At 66.7% G+C, this 16,279-nt stretch carries 18 protein-coding genes and 1 riboswitch; of the genes, 6 read left to right on the top strand and 12 right to left on the bottom strand.

The genetic code is table 11. The annotated features are described in order from the left end of the window. Positions 1 to 451 precede the first annotated feature (451 nt). Positions 452 to 1,504, bottom strand: a complete 1,053-nt coding sequence (locus tag V6M49_RS08970) for an EamA family transporter (protein WP_332760902.1) — start codon at positions 1,502 to 1,504, stop codon at positions 452 to 454. A gap of 72 nt (positions 1,505 to 1,576) precedes the next feature. Between V6M49_RS08970 and V6M49_RS08965 the strand changes: the two genes are divergently transcribed. Next, entirely contained in the window at positions 1,577 to 2,539 is a 963-nt protein-coding gene (locus V6M49_RS08965; protein WP_332760901.1) for a LysR family transcriptional regulator, read from the top strand. On the opposite strand, the gene V6M49_RS08960 is transcribed toward V6M49_RS08965, so the two are convergent. Both V6M49_RS08960 and V6M49_RS08955 read right to left on the bottom strand, forming a co-directional pair. After that, on the bottom strand, positions 2,517 to 3,044 hold the full coding sequence (locus tag V6M49_RS08960) for a SixA phosphatase family protein (protein WP_141139417.1): 528 nt from the start codon (positions 3,042 to 3,044) through the stop codon (positions 2,517 to 2,519). The genes V6M49_RS08965 and V6M49_RS08960 overlap by 23 nt on opposite strands. A 184-nt stretch (positions 3,045 to 3,228) precedes the next feature. After that, positions 3,229 to 4,095, bottom strand: a complete 867-nt coding sequence (locus tag V6M49_RS08955) for a winged helix-turn-helix domain-containing protein (protein ID WP_332760900.1) — start codon at positions 4,093 to 4,095, stop codon at positions 3,229 to 3,231. Between V6M49_RS08955 and V6M49_RS08950 the strand changes: the two genes are divergently transcribed. The 4 genes from V6M49_RS08950 (at position 4,094) to V6M49_RS08935 (ending at position 8,002) form a co-directional block, all read left to right on the top strand. Then, positions 4,094 to 4,423: a hypothetical protein gene (locus tag V6M49_RS08950; RefSeq protein WP_332760899.1), complete on the top strand. Its 330-nt coding sequence runs from the start codon at positions 4,094 to 4,096 to the stop codon at positions 4,421 to 4,423. The genes V6M49_RS08955 and V6M49_RS08950 overlap by 2 nt on opposite strands. Positions 4,424 to 4,713: 290 nt before the next feature. Continuing rightward, complete coding sequence (locus tag V6M49_RS08945; protein WP_332760898.1) at positions 4,714 to 5,454, top strand: response regulator transcription factor; 741 nt, start codon at positions 4,714 to 4,716, stop codon at positions 5,452 to 5,454. A 7-nt stretch (positions 5,455 to 5,461) separates the two neighbouring features. Continuing rightward, complete coding sequence (locus V6M49_RS08940) at positions 5,462 to 7,015, top strand: sensor histidine kinase (protein ID WP_141139413.1); 1,554 nt, start codon at positions 5,462 to 5,464, stop codon at positions 7,013 to 7,015. A gap of 100 nt (positions 7,016 to 7,115) precedes the next feature. Beyond that, positions 7,116 to 7,268: riboswitch (cyclic di-AMP (ydaO/yuaA leader) on the top strand. Positions 7,269 to 7,273: 5 nt separating this feature from the next. After that, positions 7,274 to 8,002 carry a hypothetical protein gene (locus V6M49_RS08935; RefSeq protein ID WP_141139412.1) on the top strand — a complete coding sequence of 243 codons (729 nt, stop codon included), beginning with the start codon at positions 7,274 to 7,276 and terminating at the stop codon, positions 8,000 to 8,002. Between the two features lie 61 nt (positions 8,003 to 8,063). On the opposite strand, the gene V6M49_RS08930 is transcribed toward V6M49_RS08935, so the two are convergent. The 4 genes from V6M49_RS08930 to V6M49_RS08915 form a co-directional block, all read right to left on the bottom strand. Continuing rightward, the gene (locus V6M49_RS08930; RefSeq protein WP_141139411.1) at positions 8,064 to 8,762 is read right to left on the bottom strand and encodes an HAD-IA family hydrolase; all 699 of its coding nucleotides are present in this window, start codon (positions 8,760 to 8,762) and stop codon (positions 8,064 to 8,066) included. Positions 8,763 to 8,819: 57 nt separating this feature from the next. Then, entirely contained in the window at positions 8,820 to 9,194 is a 375-nt protein-coding gene (locus V6M49_RS08925) for a VOC family protein (protein WP_141139410.1), read from the bottom strand. 61 nt (positions 9,195 to 9,255) lie between these two features. Further along, positions 9,256 to 9,891, bottom strand: coding sequence for a uracil phosphoribosyltransferase (gene upp, locus V6M49_RS08920; protein WP_056342624.1), 636 nt, complete (start codon positions 9,889 to 9,891; stop codon positions 9,256 to 9,258). Between the two features lie 42 nt (positions 9,892 to 9,933). After that, the gene (locus V6M49_RS08915; RefSeq protein ID WP_332760912.1) at positions 9,934 to 10,626 is read right to left on the bottom strand and encodes a phosphatase PAP2 family protein; all 693 of its coding nucleotides are present in this window, start codon (positions 10,624 to 10,626) and stop codon (positions 9,934 to 9,936) included. 123 nt (positions 10,627 to 10,749) lie between these two features. Between V6M49_RS08915 and tadA the strand changes: the two genes are divergently transcribed. Then, positions 10,750 to 11,256: a tRNA adenosine(34) deaminase TadA gene (gene tadA, locus V6M49_RS08910; protein WP_141139409.1), complete on the top strand. Its 507-nt coding sequence runs from the start codon at positions 10,750 to 10,752 to the stop codon at positions 11,254 to 11,256. Positions 11,257 to 11,322: 66 nt separating this feature from the next. On the opposite strand, the gene V6M49_RS08905 is transcribed toward tadA, so the two are convergent. From V6M49_RS08905 to V6M49_RS08885, 5 genes are all read right to left on the bottom strand, one after another. After that, positions 11,323 to 12,591, bottom strand: a complete 1,269-nt coding sequence (locus V6M49_RS08905) for a DNA glycosylase AlkZ-like family protein (RefSeq protein WP_332760897.1) — start codon at positions 12,589 to 12,591, stop codon at positions 11,323 to 11,325. A 3-nt stretch (positions 12,592 to 12,594) separates the two neighbouring features. After that, positions 12,595 to 13,857: a glycosyltransferase family 4 protein gene (locus tag V6M49_RS08900; protein ID WP_332760896.1), complete on the bottom strand. Its 1,263-nt coding sequence runs from the start codon at positions 13,855 to 13,857 to the stop codon at positions 12,595 to 12,597. Positions 13,858 to 13,861: 4 nt separating this feature from the next. Next, a complete protein-coding gene (locus V6M49_RS08895; RefSeq protein WP_141139406.1) occupies positions 13,862 to 14,257 on the bottom strand; it encodes a 6-pyruvoyl trahydropterin synthase family protein in 396 nt (131 codons plus the stop codon). Positions 14,258 to 14,260: 3 nt separating this feature from the next. Further along, positions 14,261 to 15,292, bottom strand: coding sequence for a dehydrogenase (locus tag V6M49_RS08890; protein WP_332760911.1), 1,032 nt, complete (start codon positions 15,290 to 15,292; stop codon positions 14,261 to 14,263). 195 nt (positions 15,293 to 15,487) lie between these two features. Further along, positions 15,488 to 16,279, bottom strand: a 792-nt coding sequence (locus tag V6M49_RS08885; protein ID WP_332760895.1) for an HNH endonuclease signature motif containing protein, incomplete at its 5' end; no start/stop codon positions are given.

The raw sequence follows: 16,279 nt of genomic DNA, 5'->3' as shown, positions 1-16,279 counted from the left end.
AGGCCGTGATGGTCACGTTCCTGGGCCTGGTTGCGCTGGCCTATGTTGCGGCTGTGGCGGAGGTCCTGGCCCGCGGGCGCCACTTTGCATTGGTGGCCACCGCTGTGGGATCCAGCCTCACCATTGCCTTCTCCCTTGCCTTCGTCAGCACCTGGGAGCTTGCCTTCGCCGAGCAGTCCTCGATCTTCGGCACACCGCTCCCCACCGGGGATCCGGACAACTACTTCTACTGGGGTGGGGCCTCAGCGGTGGCCACGCTGGCGGTCCTGTTCCTTGGCGCAGTCTGGCCGGCGGGCAGACGGTTGGGGACTGCCAAACGGAGGCCCTCGCCAGCCAAGCGGCGGCCCGCTTCCGGCACTGGCCGCCCTGCCGCGCGGCGCCCGGCAACCGGAGCCACCGCGGCCCGGGGCGCGTCAACCGGGGGCGCGGCACCCCGGGGTGCCGCCACCGGTCAGCGTGCGTCGGGCTCCCGCGCACCCGCCCGGATGCCAGCCTCGGCAGCCAAGCGGCCGTCGTCGTCCGCCTCCCCGGTCCGCAAACCGGCACCCAAACCGGGCACCAAGACGGGCGCCAAGACGGGCGCCAAACCGGCGCCGCGCCGCTGACCCAACCGCAGAACCTGCCGCTGATTCAGCCGGCCTCGGCCGGTGAGCACGGCAGTCGCCACCCCGCCCAGGAGGAGCAACCCGCCAGCCAGTTCCGCCGGCGTGGGCACCTCCCCCAACGCCAGCCAGGCCGCGCTCATGCCCACCACGGGCACCAGCAGGGTAAAGGGCACCACGGCGGACGACGGATAGCTGGCCAGGAGCCGGTTCCAGATCCCATACCCCACGAGCGACGCGAAAATGGCCGTGTACAGGGCACTCAGGATCGTGGCCGGCTGGAGGTCTGCCAGCGTGCCGAACACCGCGTCCGGCCCGTCCACCAGCAGCGACAGCCCGGCCAGGGGCAGGGGCACCACTGCGCCTGACCAGACCACCAGCCCCAGCCCGGAGGCGGCCTTGGCCTGACGCGCAATGACGTTCCCGGCCGCCCAGGATAGCGCGGCACCCAGGACGATGATGAGCGGCAGCACCGGCGCCACGGCACTGCGGCCGACGGCCACCACGGCCAGCCCCGCAACGCCAAGAACGACGCCGGCCAGTTGGCTCCGGCTGGGCCGCTCGCGCAGGAACCCGGCGGCCAGGAGGACGGTGAGCAGCACCTGGGCCTGGAGGACCAGGGAGGCGAGGCCGGCCGGCATGCCCAGCGCCATGGCCAGGTAGAGGAGGCCGAACTGGCCCGCGCTCATAAAGACGCCGACGCCGATGATCGCCTTCCAGCTGACGTCGGGCTTCCTGATGAAGAAGATCCAGGGGAAGACCACCAGGAGGAACCGCATGGCCACAAACAGCAGCGGGGGAACCTCACGGCCGTTCGCATGCAGGCCGAAGTCGATGGCCACGAAGTTCAGGCCCCAGAGAACGGCGACCAAGGCAGCAAGGAGGGAGTGTCGGAGATTCACGGTCCCACTCTTGCAGAACGGCAGATGAAGCACCAGCGTTGAATTCTGCGTCGAATCATGTACGTTTGCTTCATGATTGAGATCGGTTCGCTGCGGGCACTGACGGCGATTGAACAGCACGGTTCGGTCATCGCGGCGTCGGAGGTGATGGGCTTCAGCCCGTCGGCCGTCTCCCAGCAGATCAAGAAGCTGGAGAAACAGACCGGATTCCCCGTCCTGGAGCGCCGCGGCCGCGGGGTGCTGCTGACGGAGCGCGGGCTCACCCTGGCAGCTTACGGCCGGCGCATCCTGTCAGAGCTCGAGGAGCTGGAATCCACGCTCTTGGCGGATCCGGCCAAACCTACCGGGCACCTCAAGGTTGTTGCCTTTTCCACGGCCTGCAGGGGCCTCGTGGGGCCGCTGCTGGGACGGCTGGCCTCATCCGGAGCGGACCTGGACCTCAGCGTGCTGGCCGAGGACCCGCGGGAAGCCGTGGCGCGGGTGGCCAACGGGGAGGCGGACCTGGGCGTGGTCCACAACTGGAACTCCGTCCCGCTGGTCATACCGGAGCACATGAAACTCGAGTGGTTGTGCGAGGACGTAGCGGACGTCCTGGTGCACCGCGACCATCCCTTGGCAGGACGCGGCCAGGTGGAACCCGCGGATCTGGTGGACGAGCGCTGGATCAGCACGCCGCACGGAGCCATCTGCAACGAGGCCCTACTGAGGATCTTCGGCGACCTTGGCCGGGTGCCGGACATCAGGGTCTACGATCCAGACTTCGCAACCCACATCGCACTGGTGGAGCAGGGAGCCGTGGTGGCGCTGGTCCCCCGCCTCGGCCGGCCCGCGCTGCCTGCGGACGTCGTCGGCCTGCCCCTGGTCAACCCCACGCAGGTCAGGCAGGTGGGCATCGTGTACCGCCGCACCATGGCGGCCAGCCCGGGCATCCAGTACGTCGCCGGACTGCTGCGGGAGGTCGCCGGGTCCCGTGGGGTCAGTGAGTCCAATGGGATCACTGGATCCCGTGGCGTTAGTGGGCTCGCGGGACCTTGAACTTGGTCAGCCGGGCGTCCTGCCCGTCCAGTTCGGCCCAGGATTTTTCCGTTTCCAGCACGGTGAGGGCGCTGGTGGGGTAGCGCGTGGCGGCATCCATGTAGGCGTCATGGTTTGAATCGCGTGAGGCCAGGTGCATGGCGAGGTCCTGGACGCCAGGCATGTGCGAGATGAGCATCAGTGTGGTGACGGTGTCAGGCACGTGGTTGACCACGGCGAGCATCCGCAGCGCAGAGGCGGCGTAGAGGCCGTCCTCAAGTTTCGGCGTCGGGGCCTTGTCCCCCAGTTCAGAGCACACCCACGTGCAGGTCTGGCGGGTGCGCAGCGCACTGGAACAGAGGATGAAGTCCGGGAAGATGCCGTGTTTGACCAGCCACTTGCCGGCCAGGGGCGCCTCGCGGTGTCCCCGTTCCTCCAGCGGCCGCTCATGATCCGCCACACCGCCGGGCCAGTCGGACTTGGCGTGCCGCATGATCACCAGGCGTTTGATGTGGTGGTCGCTCATCCCCCAAGCCTAACGCCCACACAGGTGGGCCGCGCCGCCGTCGAACATCAGCCGCGGAGGCCAACACTCGCGGGGCCGGACTGAACGCGAAAAGGCGGCACATCCCGAAAGCGCCGTTGTTGCGTGAGGTACGAGCGCAGGCGCAGAGGGATCGTGCCGCCTTTTGGCGGTACTGAAGTAAGGACTAGATCGAGTATTCCGGAGCGGCCCAGACAATAACTTCGGGGTGCTCGTAGAAGCGGTAGCCCTGGCCGCGGACGGTACGGACGGTGTTGGCGAGGCGGCCCAGCTTGGAGCGGAGACGGCGGATGTGGACGTCGATGGTGCGCTCGTTGGGGACTTCCTCGGCGTTGCGCCACAGGCCCTCAAGCAGTTCATCGCGGCCAACCGTGCGGGTGCCGTTTTCCACCAGGTAGTTCAGGAGTTCGAATTCCTTGAAGGTCAGGTTCAGGGATTCGCCGTCAAGGTGGACTTCGCGGCGGGCGAGGTCGATCAGGACGCCGGACGGGCGCGGGTCCTGGGGCTGCTGCAGCCGGGCAGTCTCGGTGCGCTTCTGCGCGTTCACGGTGGGGTCACCAAAGGTGGAACGGACGACGTCGAGCGCGGAACCGGGGGTGCCGGCCGGCGCCACGGCCACGGCCGCGTAGCTTTCAGCACCGGTCACGAGTGACTGTGCGTAAGCGCGGATTTCCTGGGCAAGCTTGGCAATGGAGGTTCCGGCAGCCGCTGCGGTCTCCTCGTCGATGCCCATGTAGAGGACAAATCCGCGGGCCACGGTGTCATTGGCGACCGGGCGGACACTGTTGGGTCCCGCGATCACCGGAGTGGGCGCGGTGAGCGGCGCGGCATCGGCAGGCTGGACGGCGCGGAGCTGGCCGTAGGAACTGGGGTTGTAGCCCTGGGGTGCGTAGCCGGGGGCAGGAAAGCTGGCCCCGGGTGCAGCCGGGGCGAACGCCGGTCGGGCACCGAACCCCTGGCGGAGGCCGGAAGCCTGGCCGGCCTTGCCTGCGTTACGGACGGAGATGTGGACGTATCCGGATGCAACTGACATGAATGCTTACCTCAATGTGAATGGCCGTCATCGCGGCTCGAATGCTGATTGTCCCCGCAATGAAATCTGGGGATGGCGCCCTACGCTGGGCTGGGGGCGAATGCCTAAGAACTTCGTGGGGTCTGAAGATCAGGCGTGCATTCGACAACAGCGCATGTCGGCAGCAGCGGATGTGCTGGGCCAATATTCTGCGGCTGCAGGTGCTGTTGAGTTCTTGTTCACAATTGAAAGTGTGCAACGTAACAATGAAAACTTGCAAGTAACAATGGGTGCAACGTTCCGCATACTGAGACAAAATGCGGATTTGTGTTACAGATCACCATTCTGATTTGGCGGCAAAATAGGAGTTGTTGTCCGTCATGGGTGCGCAAATGGCCCTCTCCGGCGAACAATGTTCGCCCTTTCGCCATATCAAGACCTTGAAATTCACCGGCCAATGACTTGCCGAGATTCCCTGCCGGGTTTTGCCGCCTGTCCAGCGGAGAAGGCGTCCGCCGGCGGATTGTCGGCGTCCCGCCCGGCCCCCAGATCGCCCATCCAGCTCGCTAGGCTGGGATTCACAGCGTGCGCACAGGAACCCCATAGCGCGGGCTAACCGAATGATCGGAGAGTTGTCCCATGGCCACTTCGCACTCCATGACCAACAACCTTCCACAACTGACCCACCCGGACGGCTCCCCCATCCGCGCCCTGGTGGTTGACGACGAACCCAGCCTTTCCGAGCTCATGAGCATGGGGCTGCGCATGGCCGGCTGGTCCGTTGCGGTGGCTTCGGATGGCCCGGAGGCCGTCAAGCTTGCCAAGGAGTTCCGCCCGGACGTCCTGGTGCTGGACGTGATGCTGCCAGGGTTCGACGGCGTTGAGCTGCTGGGCAGGATCCGCGCCTTCGCGCCGGAGGTACCTGCGCTTTTCCTGACTGCCAAGGACGCCGTCCAGGACAGGATCGTGGGCCTGGCGGCCGGCGGGGACGACTACGTGACCAAGCCGTTCAGTATGGAAGAGGTCCTGCTGCGGCTGCACCGCCTTGTCCAGCGCTCCGGCGTTGCCGCGATGGACACTGCCGAACTTGTGGTGGGCGATCTTGTCCTCAACATCGACACCCGCGAAGTGACCCGTGCGGGCGACGCCCTCCAGCTCACCGCCACCCAGTTCGAGCTGCTCCGGTACCTCATGGAGAACCCCAAACGCGTCATCAGCAAAGCCCAGATCCTGGACCGCGTCTGGAACTATGACTTCGGCGGCCAGGCCAACATTGTGGAGCTCTACATCTCCTACCTGCGCAAGAAAGTGGATGCCTTGCACCCGCCCATGATCCATACCGTGCGGGGCGCCGGCTACGTCATCAAACCGGCTGAGTAACAGCTCCATGTCCTCGCCGCGAGCAACCCCAGCACCAGCCCGGAGCTGGCTGAAACCGGACACCTGGCATCTGCGCACGCGCCTGATCCTGTTGGCCATGGCCCTGCTGGTGGCCATCTGCGGCGCCGTGGGGCTGTTCAGTTACGCCTCCATGGATTCCTTTCTCACGGGTCAGCTGGATGAACAGCTGAGCCAGGCCGCCAAACTCTCGAACGGTCCGGGCCGCCCGCCCCTGGGCGGATTCAACGGCAGGCCGGACCCGCTTGACTCCCGCGGGCAGAGTGTCGGAACGCTGAATGCGCGGATCCTGAACGGCCAGATCCCCAGTGGCGGTTTCCTGGACTCGGACACCACACGCCTACCCCTCGACTCCGAGGACAAGCAGACCCTGCTGGCGCTGACGCAGAACGGCATCCCCGTGAACCGCTCGCTGTCCAACGGGGATTACCGGATTGTGGCCGTCCAAACCGGCTACGGCGATGTCCTTGTCACGGGCCTTCCGCTCGCCGCCAAGGAGAGCACGCTGGCATCGCTGGTGTGGACCTTTGTGTTTGTCTCCTTGGGCGGCCTGGCGCTGATCGGACTGGCAGGAACAGTGCTGATCCGGCGCACCATGAAGCCGCTGGAGCAGCTTTCCGAGGTGGCAACCCGGGTGGCCCGGCTCCGGCTGGACGCGGGCGAGGTGGCACTCGCGGTGCGCGTCCCGCCGTCGAACTCCAACCCCGGAACCGAAGTGGGCAGCGTAGGGCACGCCCTGAACCTGATGCTGGACAACGTCGCCAGTGCCCTCGAGGCGCGGCAGCGGAGCGAGACCAAGGTGCGGCAGTTCGTTGCCGACGCTTCCCATGAGCTGCGCACCCCGCTGACCGCCATCCGCGGGTACACGGAGCTGATGCGGATGACCGAGGACTTCACGCCGGACGGCCGGAAATCCCTGGCCCGGGTCCAAAGCCAGTCCGAACGCATGACCACCCTGGTGGAGGATCTGCTCCTGCTCGCCCGGCTCGATGAGGGCCAGCCCCTGAAGCTCAGCGAAGTTGACCTCACACAACTCGTGATCGAAACCGTCAGTGACGAGAAGGTCATCGCCCCGGACCACCAATGGCGCCTTGAACTGCCTGACGAGCCGCTCGCCGTCACGGGTGATGCATCCCAACTGCGTCAGGTGCTTGTCAACCTGCTATCCAATGCGCGCAAGCACACGCCGCCGGGAACCACCGTGGTCACCGCTGTCACGAAGTCTGCCAATGGCGGCGCAGCGGTGACGGTAACGGACGACGGCGGGGGCATCCCTGCGGAGTTCGTTGACCACGTTTTCTCCCGGTTTGCCCGCGCAGACGCGGCGCGCAAGGGTACGGCGCCGGCCTCGGGCGCCGGGGCGTCCGAAGGCACAAGTGGCTTGGGCCTGGCCATTGTCCAGTCGATCATGGAGGCCCATGGCGGGAGCGTGGAAGTGACATCACGGGCCGGACGGACGGAGTTCGCATTGCTCTTCCCTGCCGGCGCGCTGGCGCAACCCACTGACGCCCGAGCGCAGCAAGGCGACACACCATCGCCGTGATTCCCGTTACCAAAATGTGACTTAAGGTTCCAGCTCCTGTAGCGTCGATGACGTGTGGTTCCCGTTTGGGCCGCATATCCGGATGACGCCAAGCTCTGCCGCTTCCCGGATTCCGTTTTCAGAGGCAGAGGCGGGGGACCCACCGTCCCGGGCACCAAGTGCCCTTTGGGGTTAAGCCAACACGTGATTGTGCCGTGTGGCCGGATGCCCTCATCCGAACCCGACAGCTAACTCCGCAGGTGTGAGAGGCGATCCATCATGTCTGAATTCAAGGTACAAACGCGCCCGCAGGGCGACACAAAGTCCCACAGCCACCGCAAGCAGACGCGCTTCGGTGCAGCTATGTCCCCATTGTCCAAGGCCGCGCGGATTCCCTCCGTGGGCCAGCGCGTCGCGGTGTTCGCGACGGCGTGCGCCCTGCTGGTCGGCGTCAGCGCCGCGGCACACGCTTCCGAGTCTGCGTCGCTTGCGGCCAGCGCGGACCAGGCCGCCGAACAAGCCAGCGCCCAGTCGAAGCTGAGCTTCGAGACAGCCGAGATCCAGCCCCCGGCCTCCCCGGAAGCTGCGCCGGCCGAGATCAACGTCGCGCCCCAGGCCGCCGAACCGGCACCTGCCCCGGTCCCGGAGCCCGCTCCGGCTCCGGCCCCGGAACCTGCGCCCGCGCCTGTTGTGGCAGTCAACGACCCCGCAGGAGCGCAGGCCTACGCTGCTGGCCAGCTGGCGACGTACGGCTGGTCCGCTGACCAGATGCAGTGCCTGCAGACGCTGTGGACCAAGGAATCCGACTGGACCACCACGGCCACCAACGCCAGCAGCGGCGCGTACGGCATCGTCCAGTCATTGCCTGCTGAGAAGATGGCTAGCGCCGGTGCGGACTACATCACCAACTACCGCACGCAGATCAACTGGGGCCTGAACTACATCCAGGAGCGCTACCAGTCACCGTGCGGGGCGCTGAACTTCCACCTGTCGCACAACTGGTACTAGGCCGACCGAGCGGCGCCGGCGGATCACGAAAGTGATCCGCCGGCGTCAAAGCCGGAAAGAGTCAAAGCCGGAAAGAAATGAGCTGCCGTCCCGCGGCGTCCGTTTCCACGGAGGCCGTCACGGCACGGTAATCCGCGATATGCAGCACGCCTGCTGGCAATTCGCCCGCATTCGGACCCACGGCCACCGTCCGGATACCCGCAGCAACGCCTGCCGCGATTCCGGCGGGCGCATCCTCGAACACCACGGCGTCATCCGGTTTCACGCCCAGCAGCCCGGCGGCCATCAGATAGCCTTCCGGGTGCGGCTTGCCCCGTGTGACCAGGTCCGCCGTCACGGCCGTGGCCGGCATGTCCAGCCCGGCAGCGTCCATGCGGATGTCTGCCAGGGTCCTGTCCGCTGAAGTCACCAGCGCCACTGCCTGGGCCGGGAGGCTGCGAAGCAGGTCGGCAGCCCCCGGCAACGCGATGATACCGGCCGTCCGCACCCGTTCCATCGCACCCAGTTCCTCGGTGAGGGCCGCGACGTCCGCTCCCGCCGGCGCGAAACGGCGCACGGTATCGGCAGCCTGGACGCCGTGCGAAGTGCGCAGGATTTCGGCGATGTCCAGGCCGTACCGGGCCGCGAATTCTCCCCAGACCTCCTCCACTACTGCCGTGGAGTCCACCAGTGTGCCGTCCATATCGAAAAGGACGGCCCGGCAGGTCAGTGTTCGTGCGGCGGCAGGTGCTCGTGTGGCGGTAGGTGTGGGGATGTTCATGCTGCCTATTTTGCCTTAGGCGTTACCGGCTCAGGCGTCGCGACCCGGGCGCCGCCCTCAGGCGTCACGGCCCGGGATGTACTGCACCGCCCACTTGTTTCCGTCGGGATCCGCGAAGTAGACGAAGTGCCCCCAGTCCTGGATGTCGATGTCGCTGACCTCCACACCGTTGCCCTTGAGGTGGTCGTGGGCAGCCTGGATGTCGCTGACCACCATCTGCAGGCTTGGGGCTGTGCCCGGAGGGGCGTCATTGAGGCCCTCGCCAATACAAATGGAGCAGGCGGATCCCGGCGGGGTCAGCTGGACGAAACGAATGCCATCCATGGGCCGCTCGTCGAAATCCGGGTTGAATCCAACTTTGTTGACATAGAAATCCTTGGCCCGGTCCACGTCGGATACGGGCACAAAAACGAGTTCAAGTTTCCAGTCCATGCGCCACAGGCTAACGGCGGCGGCAGGAAAGCGGAAGACTTACATTCTGGAGCAGCCCGTACTAGCCGGCGATGCCGTACAGGCGGTCGCCGGCGTCGCCGAGCCCGGGAACGATGTAGGACTTCTCGTCGAGCCGTTCGTCAATGGAAGCCAGCACGATGGTCACGTTGGCCTCGGCCAGTTCCTCTTCGAGCTTGGCCAGGCCTTCCGGCGCGGCCAGGAGGCAAATGCACGTGACGTCTGAGGCGCCGCGCTTGAACAGGAACTTGATGGCTTCGCGCAGGGTTCCGCCGGTGGCAAGCATCGGATCCAGAACAAAGATCTGCCGGTCCGTCAGGTCCTCAGGGAGCCGCTCCGCGTACGTGATGATGTCCAGGGTTTCCTCATCGCGGGCCATGCCCAGGAAACCCACCTCAGCGGTGGGGACCAGCTTGGTCATGCCCTCGAGCATGCCGAGCCCGGCGCGCAGGATGGGAACCACCAGAGGCGTGGGCTTGGTGAAAGCGGTGCCCACTGTGGTGCTGACCGGCGTCTCGATGGTGACCGGCTGGGTGCGGACCTCACGGGTGGCTTCGTAGGCCAGGAGGGTCACCAGCTCTTCCGTCAACTGCCGGAAGACCGGTGACGGAGTGTTCTTGTCCCGCAGGACGGTGAGCTTATGGGCGACCAGCGGGTGGTCCACAACGAGAGTGCGCATGCGTCAAAACTATCACCCGCGCGCGCAGCGTCCGGCCCGGAATCAGCTCGACGGATCGTCCCGCAGGGCGGGGTGTTCGAACGTGGGTGCCGGGCCCGCGTGCTCGCGTTTCCGCAGCAGGTGGAACAGCCGGTGCGCCAGGATCACCATGCCCACCCAGGCCAGGCCGAGGAACCAGCCGGCCATCACATCGGTCAGCCAGTGATGGCCGAGGAACACCCTGCTCAGGCCCATGGCGATGATGAAGATCACGCCGGCGGTGATGGCGGTGATGCGCGCCCAGAGCACTTCGAACTGGAGGCACATGACGTACACCAGCACACCGATCACCACCGTTGTATTCAGGGTGTGGCCGCTGGGGAACGACGGCGAAGTCTCGTACGGAGGGACAGCTTCGGCGTGGTCCGGGCGAGTGCGGCCCACCAGCCGCTTGCCCACCGTGGTGGCCAGCGTGGAGACGGCCGCGGCGCCGCCCACCAGGATGATGGGCCGCCAGGTCCGGCTCAGGAACGTGAGCCAGGCCGTAAGTATGCTTGCAAGGATGGGCATGCCGATGCCTCCGCCGATGTTGGTGAAAGCCGTCACCCCGGCATCCAGTGCGGGGTTCCGCAGGCCCTGGGACAGCTCCAGCGCGGGCAGGTCCAGGGCGGTCAGTCCCTCTTCATCCACCACGTTGTTGTAAACCTCGGCACCCAGGAGCGCCATGGTCACCACCAGCGCTCCCCCAACCAGCATGGTGATCCACAGCGCGGCGTACGGTTTGAACCATTGGCCCAGACGGTCCCTGAACGTGTCCACTATGCCTCCCCGGCGTTAATGCTTTGCAGGCTGGATATCCTTCGAAACTATCATTGAGCCATGGTCGCCGCAGAAAAGAACCACCTCGAATGGATGGGTCTTGCCCTGGACGAAGCCCGGCGCGCGCTGGCCACCGAGGACGTGCCGATCGGCGCCGTGGTGATTGGGCCCGACGGCGCCGTGCTGGGTTCCGGACGGAACCAGCGGGAAGAGCTGGGAGACCCCACTGCCCACGCAGAGATAGTGGCCATCCGGCAGGCGGCGGACCGGTTGCGTGCCTTGTCCAAACTCGACGGCGGCACCGGGGACGGCTGGCGGCTGGCCGACTGCACGCTCGTGGTGACTCTGGAGCCGTGCGCCATGTGCGCCGGCGCCGTGGTCCTGGCCAGGATTCCCCGCGTGGTCTTCGGTGCCTGGGATGAGAAGGCCGGAGCGGCGGGCTCGGTATTCGATATCCTCCGCGAGCGCCGGCTCAACCACTGGGTTGAGGTCTACGGCGGCGTCCGGGAAGAGGAGTGCGGTGCGGTCCTCAGGGACTTCTTCGCAGCGCACCGCAGCCGGCTGTAACGGGTCGTAGGCGGGCTGCAATTCGTCTCGGGCCTGCTGTAGCGCTCTCACCTGCCTGCACGACCCTCAGCCTGCGGCATCCAGGGCGTCGATCCTGTCCTGGCGCGAGGCCGGCGAGTCCAGGCTAAACGAGCGGAAGTCCCCCAGTTCGTCCCGGATCCAGGCCTCTACCTCGGCGATGCGCCGGGATACTGCGGGCGTGGCCCCGCCAAAGAGCCAATAGGCAATCCGTGATTTCCCGGGATCGTATTGCCACAGCCCGATGATCCGGCCGCGGTCGAAGATCGGATGGTCCGGCAAGTCAGCCTGCAACGCCAACGTGGACCCCAGGACCTGCTTTCCCTTGTCCTCCTCGGCAAACAGCTCCCCTGAGTTCCTGCGGAGCAGGACCAATGAATCCGTGCCGGCCAGCAGCTGAATCTGTTCCTCCGCCGGCGCCTCGAACAACGCAAGCCGCCCGACGTCGTCGGGCATCATCCACAGCACCTCACCGTTGGCGGTGGGAACCTCCACCGCCCCAGTGGCGGCCAACGCTGCCTTCGTGTGGGCCAGGGTGAACCCGGTGAACCATTGCGACTGCTTGACCGTGGCACCGCCAGTCCAGCCAAGATAGCGCTGCAGCAGGAGGCTGCGGGCGGCGTCGTCCTCCATGGCGGTGGGCGGCAAACCCCACAGCGTGTAGGCGTAGCGCTGCTGATCCAGCCGGCCGTTGGCGGGCACGCGCCGGATCCGTCCGTCCGCCTGGAGGAGGCCCAAGGCCGTGGGCAACGTGGTGGCGGCGCCCTTCTTTTTGCCCTCCTCGCCGAGGTTCCGGACCGAATCGCCCAGGAGATCCTTGAGCTGTTTGGGGTCCAGCGGGTTGCCGGCCTCGGCCAGGGCGTGGAGGATCTCCTCCTCCAGCAGCGTGATCTCGCCGCGCTCGACGCCCATTCTCGCCAGCACACGGAACGGCGCCACGGCGGCGTCCCGGCCGATCTGGAGGCCCCACGCAAAGTCATCCTGTCCCAGCACATAGGTGCAGCCGCGGGCCGTGGGCAGCTCATGGATTTTCAGCGACAGGACGTCGGCATCCGCCTGCGCGCGGCTAGTGCCGGCGCGGGCAAAGAGCGTGAGGTACGGGTTGGCGCCGCCCACGGAACGGGCCCAGCCGGCTCTGCTAAACACGTCGGCGGCATCCGCGCCCCGGAGTGTGCCGTCGAGGCCCTGCTTATGCCAGGCCCATGCCCTGAGGAGCTCTGGGGTGAGCACCTGCGGATCCGGGGCATCTTGGCTCAGGGCTTTGGGGGTCACGGCCTGTGGGGTCAATACGGCGGCGGAGGTCGGGAGCGTGGTCATGGCTTATTGTCCACCGGCCGTACCCGCAGCGGTAGGCATCCCCGCGGCAGGTGTTTCTTCAGCAGGCGTTTTGGCAGGAGGCGTTTTGGCAGGCACGCCGAGGATTTCCAGGACGTTCCGGGCGGTGGAGTCCCAGCCGGGCAGCTGTTCCCGTGCCGCCAGGGCAGCGGCACGCCAGCCGGCTCGGAGGGTTTCGTCTACCAGCCACTGCCGGATCACGGCAGCGAGCACGTCCGCGTGGTGGTCTTCAGGTCCGTTGCCACGAGGTGCGTCGCCTTCGGGTCCGGCGAGTCCGACGGCGGCACCTGGCACGGCATATGTCCCGCCATCACGTTCACCACCACGCTCGCCGTCCGGTTTTCCCGCGAGCCTGCCAACTCGTTGCCCGAGCCTGCCGGCGAGTCTTCCGGCGAGGCCCAGGGCGTCCACGGCGCCGGTCCCCTCCCGCACGATGACGGGAATCCCGTGGGCCAGCGATTCCGTCACCACAAGCCCAAAGGCTTCGGCCCGGGACACAAGAAGGCTCAGGTCCGTCCGGCTCCACTCGTCCGCCAGTTCGGTCCCGGCGAGCTGGCCGGTCACGCGCACCCTGTCCTCCATTCCAAGGGAGGCAATGGCTGCCCGGACCTGTGCCGCATAGGCGGGATCGGCGTCGTCCGTTCCCACCAGCGACGCTGTCCAGGCGAGGTCCCGGAGCCGGGACAGCGCGGCCACGGTCAGCAACTGGTCCTTGTTGGGCAGCAGCGCGGCCACCGCAATGATGTGGGGCGGGGCCGAACCTGACGCCACCGGTGCCGTGTCCGTCCCGGGCAGGACAACCCGGCTGGCGCGGAGCCCGTGCTTTTCTGCGGCCGAGGCCGCTGCGGACGAACTGGTGCAGATCACTCCGGCGGCCGCCCGCAGTGCCCGCCCTTCGCCGTAAGGGTGGCTGGGCGACGGCATGTGCTGCAGGACCCACGGGTGTTGTCCGGCGGCCGCGGCGTACTCCAGTTCGCCAGGCGCACCGCACGCAATCAGCCCGTCCACGAGGGTGACCGTTTCCGGGGTGATGTCCGACTGCGATGAGTCCCGCCTTGGGTCCCAGGCGCCCAGCAGGCCGCCCAGCCGCCGTCGGTCCCTAGCGCTGGCGTCAGGCCACGAACCTTCCACCGCCAGCATCTCCACGGCAACCCCCAACGATCTCAGGCCTTGGGTGAGCCGCGCGTTGTAGACGTTGCCGCCGGAGTTGTGGCGGATGTTGGCGGGGACCAGGAACCTGACCAGCATGGGATCAGGCGGACAGGTCGAGGGTGTAGGTGGCCCACGCGTCCGGATTTTCGCGCAGGGTGACGTCGATCCCCGCGAGCTCGCGGCCGTCGTCGTCATCCGTGAGCTTGGCTGCGACGGCGCGGGCGATGTATTCCGCGAGCGCCTCGGTGGTGCTGAGCTTGCCTTCGAAGTCCGGGTGTTCGTCCAGGTTTTTGTAGTTGAGGCCGGACAGCACGTTCTCGATGATGCCGCCGGCGGCTCCGATGTCCAGGACAATCGAGTCCGGGTTCAGCGCACGACGGCGGAACGTCGCCTCCGCCACGAACGTCGCCCCGTGGAGGGCCTGGGCCGGGCCAAAGGCCTCCCGCGGGAGGCTGTGGGCGATCATAAAGTGGCGTCGGACGGTCAGGCTGAACACGGGCTATTTCCTGTCTTTGGGGTTGGCGTCCGCGGGGCTGTCTGCGTTGGGGTATTCGATCACATGGCACAGGGCTTCGAGCGTGCCGTCGGCTAGGTTCTGCACCACGGCCGGCAGGTCCGTGAACGGAGAGGCACCCGTGAGGAATACATCGAAGACCGGGTCCTTGAGGAGCTCAACAGCCAATTCCAGTCGCTCAGCCGTGGTCCGGCGGTGCCGCCGTGCCCGGGCAACCACGCCCACCTGGCTGGCCCGGATGGAGAGCCTGCGTGCGTGAAAATCTTCACCCAGCGGCAGCGTGACCTTGCGGTTGGCATACCAGGACATCTCGATGATCTCCCCCTCATCGCCGGCCAGCTGCAGGCTGCGTTCGAGGCCTTCCTGGGAAGCGGAGCAGTGGAACACGATGTCACAGTCGGGTTTGGCATCATCCGGGCGGGTGAACTCCACGCCGAGCCTGTCCGCCAACTGTTTGCGTTCCGGGTCCACGTCCACGAGTTGTAGGCGGGCCAGCGGGAAAGTCCGCAGCAGTGCAGCCACCATGCCACCCACCAGGCCCGCGCCGACGACGGCGATCCGGTCGCCCAGCCTCGGTCCGGCTTCCCAGAGGGCGTTGACGGCGGTTTCCACGGTGCCGGTGAGGACGGCGCGGCGGGCGGGGACGCCGTCGGGAATCCTGGTGAGGGCGTCGGTGGAAATGACGTAGCGGTCCTGGTGTGGATTGAGGCAGAAGACTTTCTGGCCCGCCCAGCCTTCGGGCCCCACCTCCACAACGCCCACCGAGAGATATCCGAACTTCACGGGCGACGGGAAGGTACCCTCCTGGTGCGGGGCGCGCATTTCCGCAGCCACTCGGGGCGGGACGGAGCCTTTGTGCACCACAATTTCCGTGCCCTTGCTGATGCCTGAATACAGCGTGCGGACCAAGGCTTCGCCGGGCCCGGGAGCGGGCAGGGCCTCGTTGCGGAGCTCGCCGTGTTCCGGGCCCGTGGTCCAGTATGCGGTCGCCTGCGCTTCTTTGCGTGACTTGGTCATCTTGCTCATGAATCTAGTCCGCCGGGGCTCTCCGCGACACCCACCCGGCGCGAACGAACACTTGCGGCCCTTGAAATCCGGGCCCCAACTGTCCGTTCGCGCCGTTGATGAGAGGAGAGCCTGGTGGGGAGGGAGCTCTGTTCTACCCGCCTTAGACACGTCCCTGGCCTAACCCTGCCCACGTTGGCCCTGCCGTCACTTGGCGCTGGCGTCGCTTGGCGCTGGCGGCCGGACAGTGCTGTGGGCAGTGAAGTCCCAGTTCGGATAGGGGTCTTCGGGCATTGGCCCGTCCGGCAGCGCCTCGTCTGGGACGATGTCGTCCGATGGCAGCCCACAGTCGGGCAGTTCATTGCCGGGTAGACGAAGGCCGGACGGTTGAGGCTCCGAAACAGGATCATCCGGCCAGGGTTTTGGCCACTGCGGTGGTTCCCAGTCTGGGTGTTCGCTTTGGTAGTGGCGTCCGGTGGGTGAGATCCAGCTTGGCGGTTCATTCTTGGTGGCGGTTGTGGGTTTCCACCCGGTGATGTGTCTGAGTCGGTGGTGCTTGCGGCATGGCTGGCCGAGATTACTGATCCCGGTACTGCCTCCCTTGGCCCAGGCGAGGAGGTGGTCGGCCTCGTTGTCGAGGGAGTGGTTGCTGCAGCCGGGGAACGGGCATTTCCCGTCGCGTAACCGCAGCCATTGGCGTTGGGCTTTGGTGAGCCGGTAGCTGGTCCGCCCGATCTCGAGCGGTGCGCCGTCGCGGGGGTCGATCAGGACGCGGTGGAAGGATTCGGCACCGTCGGCGATCAGGCGGCGGGCCATGGACGGCGGGATCGGCCCGTATCCGTCGAGCATGGCGGGTTCGTCGGTCTGGCCCAGCAGCGCCATGACCGGGACCGTGATCAACACCTGCGCCCGCGGTGACGGAACACCAGCAGCCACGCTGCCGCCGTCCATATCTGTCTGGTCACCGGTTCCGCCGAGGAGCCAGGTGGCGGCGGTGTC

This window comes from Pseudarthrobacter sp., from assembly GCF_036675385.1.
Lineage (GTDB): Bacteria > Actinomycetota > Actinomycetes > Actinomycetales > Micrococcaceae > Arthrobacter.
This window is presented reverse-complemented; position numbering and strand designations above follow the sequence as displayed.

Excerpts from the sequence above, each read along its gene's own strand:
- V6M49_RS08905 (WP_332760897.1), bottom strand. The coding sequence starts at position 12,591 with ATGACCACGCTCCCGACCTCCGCCGCCGTATTGACCCCACAGGCCGTG.
- V6M49_RS08900 (WP_332760896.1), bottom strand. The coding sequence starts at position 13,857 with ATGCTGGTCAGGTTCCTGGTCCCCGCCAACATCCGCCACAACTCCGGC.
- V6M49_RS08965 (WP_332760901.1), top strand. The coding sequence starts at position 1,577 with ATGATTGAGATCGGTTCGCTGCGGGCACTGACGGCGATTGAACAGCAC.
- V6M49_RS08925 (WP_141139410.1), bottom strand. The coding sequence starts at position 9,194 with ATGGACTGGAAACTTGAACTCGTTTTTGTGCCCGTATCCGACGTGGAC.
- upp (WP_056342624.1), bottom strand. The coding sequence starts at position 9,891 with ATGCGCACTCTCGTTGTGGACCACCCGCTGGTCGCCCATAAGCTCACC.
- V6M49_RS08935 (WP_141139412.1), top strand. The coding sequence starts at position 7,274 with ATGTCTGAATTCAAGGTACAAACGCGCCCGCAGGGCGACACAAAGTCC.
- tadA (WP_141139409.1), top strand. The coding sequence starts at position 10,750 with ATGGTCGCCGCAGAAAAGAACCACCTCGAATGGATGGGTCTTGCCCTG.
- V6M49_RS08960 (WP_141139417.1), bottom strand. The coding sequence starts at position 3,044 with ATGAGCGACCACCACATCAAACGCCTGGTGATCATGCGGCACGCCAAG.
- V6M49_RS08930 (WP_141139411.1), bottom strand. The coding sequence starts at position 8,762 with ATGAACATCCCCACACCTACCGCCACACGAGCACCTGCCGCCGCACGA.
- V6M49_RS08890 (WP_332760911.1), bottom strand. The coding sequence starts at position 15,292 with ATGACCAAGTCACGCAAAGAAGCGCAGGCGACCGCATACTGGACCACG.
- V6M49_RS08955 (WP_332760900.1), bottom strand. The coding sequence starts at position 4,095 with ATGTCAGTTGCATCCGGATACGTCCACATCTCCGTCCGTAACGCAGGC.
- V6M49_RS08940 (WP_141139413.1), top strand. The coding sequence starts at position 5,462 with ATGTCCTCGCCGCGAGCAACCCCAGCACCAGCCCGGAGCTGGCTGAAA.
- V6M49_RS08950 (WP_332760899.1), top strand. The coding sequence starts at position 4,094 with ATGAATGCTTACCTCAATGTGAATGGCCGTCATCGCGGCTCGAATGCT.
- V6M49_RS08945 (WP_332760898.1), top strand. The coding sequence starts at position 4,714 with ATGGCCACTTCGCACTCCATGACCAACAACCTTCCACAACTGACCCAC.
- V6M49_RS08915 (WP_332760912.1), bottom strand. The coding sequence starts at position 10,626 with ATGCTGGTTGGGGGAGCGCTGGTGGTGACCATGGCGCTCCTGGGTGCC.